Here is a 6,205-nt window from a genome sequence, read left to right on the forward strand (position 1 = left end):
GGGCAGGGGAGCAGGGGGGAAGAACAATAAAATTACCTCTTTCCCCTTTACCTCTTCCCAATGACAAATGACAAATGACAAATGATAAATGACAAATGACTATTAACAGAATTTTTGTATTGGCAAAAAATGTATTTCAGGAAGTGGTACGCGATCGCATCCTATATATTATTGGTTTTTATGCGCTAGTACTCGCCACCGCCTTCCGCATCCTTCCTGAATTTGCAGCTACGGCTGAAAATAAAATGTTTTTAGACTTTGGGATGGCAGCGATGAATGTCATCGGGTTAATTATTACGATATTTATTGGTACGGGACTAATTAATAAAGAAATTGAAAAACGCACTGTTTTAGTATTAATTGCTAAACCTGTTAGTCGCAGCGAAATTATCATCGGCAAATACTTGGGTTTATCCGCAGTCCTAGCTGTGCTTGTCGCCACGATGACAGTAATTTATCTGCTATTTCTGCAATTTGGTAATATTCCTCATCCTACAGCAAGCATTTTAATTGCTGCAATTTTTTTATTTTTGCAGTTGTCATTAATTACTGCCGTGGCTATTACCTTTGGTGTTTTTACTGCTTCTCTGCTAGCGACTGTTCTAACCTTTGCCGTATATTTAATCGGAAATATTACTCAAGATTTAGTACAACTTGGTCGTCTTAGCCGTAACCCTGGTATGGAACGTCTAACTGAAGCTTTGTTTCTTTTCTTGCCAGATTTATCTCGATTAGATTTGAAAAATGATGCCGTTTATGGTCTGCAAGCACTACCTGACACCACTGCACTGATTATGAATGCTGGTTACGGCTTACTTTATAGTACCATGTTGTTAGCGATCGCTATTTTTATCTTTTCACAACGCGAATTTTAGACATTGGGGATTGGGCAGAGGAGAAAGAGGTAATTTTTATTCTCTCCTTTGCTCCCTCGCCTATGCAAACTGTGTTGCTTACACATCTACAAGGGTTGAGTGCCTTGGCTAGATGCTTTTTGTGCAATAGTTTTCAAGCGAGTTGCTCTGCTTTTACGGATACGTTCACTTTTGCGAACTCCACCAGCCATCTCATATTCGCGGCTATCTTTGCCATATTTAAAGCCGATTCCCATGAGCATTTTTTCGGAGAAACCACCCAAGGTTTGTTCTAACTCTTCAATTTCTACTTTGGAAGAGTCAATCGTGCTGAGAGCAGTATTATGAGCTTCTAACTTGCTGCGTAATTGCTCAATTAGTTCTGTCAGTATTTTTAAATTACAAGTCTCTCCAAGATCCAGATTGGCATCAATTGCTTTGAGTCCAGCAAATCTTAACTCAGCATTTTCTAGAACGCGGGATGTACGTTTTCTTAAAGACAATCAATATACAAACTGATTTACTCCTTCTGCGTCATGGCGCTCAAATCTCTACCACCGCAAGCACAGCAGAAGCTGGTGGTAATGGTGGCAACATTAATATTGATGTCCCGTCGGGCTTCATTGTTGCTGTCCCAAGCGAAAATAGCGACATCACTGCTAATGCTTTTACAGGCACAAGTGGGAGGCTAAATTAAATTTTGAGTAAATCAAACGAGAAATAAATCATGAGCACACGAATTGGTACTTCTTTTTCTGACAACCTGTTGGGCGGTAGTGGAAATGATAATCTGCTTGGTCGCAAGGGCGATGATAATCTGTTCGGTTATGACGGCAATGATAACCTATACGGTGACGAAGGAAATGATAACCTGTTTGGCGGCAGTGGAAACGATAACCTGTTTGGCGGCAGTGGAAACGATAACCTGTTTGGCGGCAGTGGAAATGATAACCTGTTTGGAGAAAAGGGAGACGACGTAATATTTGGCAGTGCTGGTAATGACATTATCAGTGGTGGGGATGGCATTGATACGCTTGATTACACTGGTTTGGGTCAAGTAATTACTTTTTTTGCCGATCGTACAGAAAAGGGTGGTGGTCTTGGTAGCGATCGACTTTCAGAGCCTCCTAGTACAGAGATCATCATTGCTGATCCAGGTTTTATAAATGTTATCGATATTTCGGGTAAAAATTTAGCATCTTTAATCGACTTGGGTGCAGAAAGATTTGATATTTTTGATGTTCCTGAGGCAATTACCATTAAAAACTTTGTCAATGTCATTGGCAGCAATCAAAATGACACAATTATTGGTAACGAACTAAATAACACACTCATTGGTGGCAGTGGTAATGATTTCTTAGGCGGTAGCGCTGGCAATGACATCTATGATGGAGGAGATGGCATTGATACGCTTGATTATACTGGTTTGGGTCAAGCAATTACTATTTTCCCCGATCGCATCGAAAAAGGAAATCTCGGCACTGATCGGGAAGTCGTTCCGACTGTAATTGAGATAGTTATAGGAGATGTTGGTTTCGCCAATACCATTAATGCTTCAAGTCTAGAAAGTCCTGTTTCTGTAGATGTTGACTTATCTAAGGAATCGTTGACTGGCGTTAATATTTCAGGGGTTGTTAATAGCGTTGGCACTGTCAAAAATTTTGTCAATGTCATTGGTACAAAACAAAACGACACAATTATTGGTAACAAGTTAAACAACATAATCAATGGTTTCGGTGGTCGAGATACTTTATTTGGAGGTGCTGGTCAAGATACATTTGTTTTGGGAGAAAAGGGCAATGTCCTTTATCGCAATTCTGGTTCCAAGGACTTAGCTATCATCAAAGATTTTGTCTCAGGTGAAGACAAAATTCAACTAACTGGTAACAGAAGCGACTATTCCTTCTTTAAGCAAGGTTCTAGTAACTTTATTGCTCTAGTAGGCAATGGCAATGGTCAATTTAACTTTGGTACTGATGAGGTGATTGCATCTCTCAATAGTAGTTTCAATATTGTTAATGACTTGATATTTGTTTAAAAAGAAAGCTCTTTATCTGCGGCGTTGCACATTTGCGGCATGAAAAAGCATTTCTTGTGGGATGGGCATCCTGCCCGTCTTATTTTGCGCGATATTAGAGCTTTTCACGAAATAACCTTGACATTTATTGAGTTAGAAATGCTTTTTTGTCCTAAAAGTAGCTAGCCGTAAAGAACTTGTCGTAGTGGCAGACAACTTGCTCTTTTGAGCATTGAGGTCGGAACAGAGCGAGTCGTGATTGACCGCAATCGGATGACGGGTGGAGGTGTGACAACAGGTATTGATTTTGGTCTAACAAGGTAAGGGTTATAAGGTTTTTTCTTTCCCTTTCCTCTTCCCCGAAATCCGAGAAGTGTTGGGTTTCAAGTTTACTTATTCTGACTTTTGAATTCTGAATTATGCTGCATCTCGTTTCCATACTCTGCATGGAAACGAAATCACAAGATTATCTCACTTTGGCAGAGCTATTTCTAGCTAATAAATAACTATCTGAGGTTGCTCAATTGTACCATCAGGCATGATAGTATCTCGCAACTTTGCATAAATCAAATTTGTCTTCCAAAGGTTTGCCTTATTCAAGTTTGCTTTAGTTAAATTTGCCCATGTCAAGTCTGCACTAGTTAAGTTAGCTTCAGTCAAATTCGCTTCTAGTAATTTTGCTCCACATAGCTTTGCTCGTGTGAGATTTGCAAAACTTAAGTTAGCTTCAATCAGCGATGCTTCAATTAAATTGGCTTCACTTAAGTCTGCTTCTCTCAAATCCACATCACATAAAGAAGCACCCCAAAGATTACTACCTATGAATTTCACTCGCCATAAGAATGTTCCGCACAAATTTGCTCGTGTTAAATCAGCATTAGTCAAATTGGCTTCACATAAAGATGCTTCATACAAATTAGCTTCACGTAAGCTAGCTTGCATCAAATTTGCGCCACTTAAATTAGCACGAGTCAGAACACAGCCAGACAAATTTGCATCACGCAAATCTGCTCCAATTAAATTAATACCACTTAAATCAATTCCTTTCAGGTCGATTCCTCTCAAGTCACATCCACTGAAATCCCGACGCTGAAAATATTTATTTGTGATTTGACTTAAAATAAATTCCTGTTGTTGAGTATAATTTTTCATGGTATTCACCTCTGGGTGTAATTGATCTCAAAGGTTGAGTGTGGTAGTTACCGTATATTGAGAGTACACCGCAAACGGAGATTAGCTCAGTAAATAATCAAAAATAAATTAACAAAAAATCGGCAATCACTTGAAAATACGTTTTCTCAGTGGTTTTTAAAACAAAAAATGCTGACATAAGTCAGGAAATATTCATACAACAAGAATCATGTTGCTTACTCCAAATTCCAAATTAGCATAAGTAATTTCAGTAGCGTATCTTTTTGTTGCTTTCACTACTGCGCTTTTTGATTTACTTGTAACCAAATTTCTAAACTAGCAAGCAACCACAGCTTGACTCCATAACGACTCCAAGTATCTCCTTGATAGTTTAACCAATTACGAATTGGCAACTGGTTTAAGTAAGGAGTAATACATGCATTTTGATTGAGCAATAAATCTCTGGCTTCTTGCTGCCAATATTTCCGAAATCCTAACTGCACCGGTACCATCATGCCACTTTTGGGACGATGAATAATTGTGTCTGGTAAAATATCTGCGATCGCCAAAGACGTACCGTAGGTAATCGCTTGCTTTAAAACTGCTTTTTCTTCCACTCCAGAAAGCTTATACTCTGGAGGTATTTTCATACTCAAGTCTACTATTCGTTGGTCAAATAGAGGAGAACGACCTTGCAAAAGAGCAGCTTGAGTCAAGTTACTGACTTTGGTCAAAATTTGGTCAGCGCCTTTAAATTTGATATTCATTGCCATCAAACGATTTAGATAGCTGGCTTGAGAATATAAATCTTCTGCAAAAACCCAAGGTGCTGTTTGTACTGCTGTCCAAACTTCTGGTTTTAAAAGTTGCGGTAAGTCAACAGCACACTTTTGAAAGGAAATTAAATAAGCTTGCAATGCATCCTGATTGGTGACAGAGCCATATAAACTATTAATTAACATCGGCTGATTTTTTGGCCCGCCAAAACAAGGGTCGCCACCTTCACCATTCAAAACTACTTCTACGCTTTCTCTCGCCAGTCGTCCCAGCAACAGGTTGGGAACAGTCAATGGGTCGCCAATCGGGTCATCTAAATAAGCCATTGTTTCCGGCAGGCGTGACCACATATCTTTAAAAGTAATTTCTAAAATGTGGTGCTGCGTCTGACAATGGGATGCAACGAGACTGGAAAATTCTAACTCATTGGGACATTCCGAACCAAAATGAATCGAGAAGGTATGGACTGGTGCTTTGTGGAATTTTGCTACTAAAGCAGTGATACTGCTAGAATCCAAACCACCGGAAAGAAAAACGCCAACGGGTTCATTTGCTGGTGGTAAATATTCTTGAACAACTTGGTCTAGGAGTTCTCGCAAGCGATCGCCATGCCATGCTAAGGGTTGATCGATTGCTGTAATCTGTTCTTGAAGCTGCCAATAAGCTGTAACTTTGTGATCGGGAAATTCTAAAACGGTTCCAGGTCGCAGTTCCCGCACCTGTTCCCAAAGGGTTCGTTCTCCAGGAACAAAGGCACAACAAAGATAATCTCGCAACGCCACTAAATCTAAATCAGATGAACGATGAGGTGCTAAAGTTCTCAGTTGAGGCGCAATCCAACGAACTGAACCAGTGGTAGTGTAATAGAGAGTACGAACACCGATGCGATCGCGAATCAATCTCAACACCTGTTTCTCTCTATCCCAAACCACTAGCGCAAACATCCCCACAAGTTGGCTAAGACTTTCATTACCCCATTGTTCCCAAAGATTGGCCACTAGTTGCAGAGAACTTCCTTGAAAGCTATCCGGTTTAATTCCCAACTTTTGCAGCAACTGCACTCGGTTAGTTAACCAAACATCACCAACAACAACAAATCGTCCTCTAGAACTGATTGCTAATTTCTCTGTTGGAAATTCCGAAGTTGTGCGTGGTAAAATTACAGAAATTTTTTCATCTCGCCAAGCTATATTTTCATAATTTGCATCAACTGTTCCCCATGCTACGCGCCAGGTTGGGTTAGTTTTGATGAATTCGATTTTAGGAGATTTACGATTTTTAAACGCATCAAATAGCATGGGAAATTTTCAACGCATAATTCAGTAAGAATCCCACCCCTAACCACCTAAGAGCAAGCGAGGCTACGGTGTACACACAAGTCTGAAATAGCTGATTAACTAGGGTTTTACCCCACCCTAACCCTCCC

Annotated in this window: 5 protein-coding genes and 1 pseudogene; 3 read left to right on the plus strand and 3 right to left on the minus strand. The window is 39.9% G+C overall.

What is annotated here, in order from left to right; translation table 11 throughout:
- Window positions 1-95: 95 nt before the first annotated feature.
- Window positions 96-875, plus strand: a complete 780-nt coding sequence (locus ACFE93_RS33580; protein WP_375480291.1) for an ABC transporter permease — start codon at window positions 96-98, stop codon at window positions 873-875.
- Between the two features lie 86 nt (window positions 876-961).
- On the opposite strand, the gene ACFE93_RS33585 is transcribed toward ACFE93_RS33580, so the two are convergent.
- The gene (locus ACFE93_RS33585) at window positions 962-1,357 is read right to left on the minus strand and encodes a hypothetical protein (protein WP_322675462.1); all 396 of its coding nucleotides are present in this window, start codon (window positions 1,355-1,357) and stop codon (window positions 962-964) included.
- On the opposite strand from ACFE93_RS33585, the pseudogene ACFE93_RS33590 reads away from it, so the two are divergent.
- Together ACFE93_RS33590 and ACFE93_RS33595 are read left to right on the plus strand one after the other, a co-directional pair.
- Window positions 1,357-1,548, plus strand: a pseudogene (locus ACFE93_RS33590) (hypothetical protein); the annotation flags it as partial. The gene ACFE93_RS33585 and the pseudogene ACFE93_RS33590 overlap by 1 nt on opposite strands.
- Window positions 1,549-1,581: 33 nt before the next feature.
- A complete protein-coding gene (locus tag ACFE93_RS33595) occupies window positions 1,582-2,892 on the plus strand; it encodes a calcium-binding protein (RefSeq protein ID WP_375480293.1) in 1,311 nt (436 codons plus the stop codon).
- Window positions 2,893-3,366: 474 nt separating this feature from the next.
- Here the strand turns inward: ACFE93_RS33595 and ACFE93_RS33600 are convergent, their stop codons facing one another.
- Window positions 3,367-4,023, minus strand: coding sequence for a pentapeptide repeat-containing protein (locus ACFE93_RS33600; RefSeq protein WP_375480295.1), 657 nt, complete (start codon window positions 4,021-4,023; stop codon window positions 3,367-3,369).
- Window positions 4,024-4,298: 275 nt separating this feature from the next.
- Window positions 4,299-6,077 (minus strand): asparagine synthetase B family protein, encoded by a 1,779-nt coding sequence (locus ACFE93_RS33605; protein ID WP_375480297.1) that lies wholly within the window; start codon window positions 6,075-6,077, stop codon window positions 4,299-4,301.
- Window positions 6,078-6,205: the final 128 nt, after the last annotated feature.

The organism is uncultured Nostoc sp. (genome assembly GCF_964247315.1).
GTDB lineage: Bacteria > Cyanobacteriota > Cyanobacteriia > Cyanobacteriales > Nostocaceae > Nostoc.

What these genes read in the sequence shown, in the direction of transcription:
- ACFE93_RS33580 (WP_375480291.1), top strand. Translation starts at nt 96, where the DNA reads ATGACTATTAACAGAATTTTTGTATTGGCAAAAAATGTATTTCAGGAA.
- ACFE93_RS33595 (WP_375480293.1), top strand. Translation starts at nt 1,582, where the DNA reads ATGAGCACACGAATTGGTACTTCTTTTTCTGACAACCTGTTGGGCGGT.
- ACFE93_RS33600 (WP_375480295.1), bottom strand. Translation starts at nt 4,023, where the DNA reads ATGAAAAATTATACTCAACAACAGGAATTTATTTTAAGTCAAATCACA.
- ACFE93_RS33605 (WP_375480297.1), bottom strand. Translation starts at nt 6,077, where the DNA reads ATGCTATTTGATGCGTTTAAAAATCGTAAATCTCCTAAAATCGAATTC.